A 283-nucleotide genomic window follows, 5' to 3' on the forward strand; every position below is an offset into this window, starting at 1 on the left:
GTAACCGCACTAGAGGGTTTGACAGATTCCGAGTCAGTTTAGCGGCTGTGCATTTAGCGCTAGAGTCGGGAGGGGTGGGTTGGCTTGAGCAAGAAATTCGCGAGCAGCATGGCTACCTTAGCTTCCAGCAGCCGGATAAAGTGGCTGACGCCTTTCGCCTAGTGAGCGACGTGTCACTCTGGGTGGAAGTGGCCAAACATCTAGGACTTAGGCCCGAGGATGTTAAGCGTCAATTGAAGCTGATCGCTGATCGACGCAATAAAATAGCTCACGAGGCTGACAC

The 283-nt window shown here is 53.4% G+C and carries 1 pseudogene; it reads left to right on the plus strand.

Annotated features, from left to right (window positions below):
• Positions 1–74 precede the first annotated feature (74 nt).
• Positions 75–283, plus strand: a pseudogene (locus tag OSB71_RS24420) (hypothetical protein); the annotation flags it as partial.

It is taken from the genome of Streptomyces marinisediminis, assembly GCF_026262575.1.
GTDB classification, from domain to species: Bacteria; Actinomycetota; Actinomycetes; order Streptomycetales; family Streptomycetaceae; genus Streptomyces; species Streptomyces marinisediminis.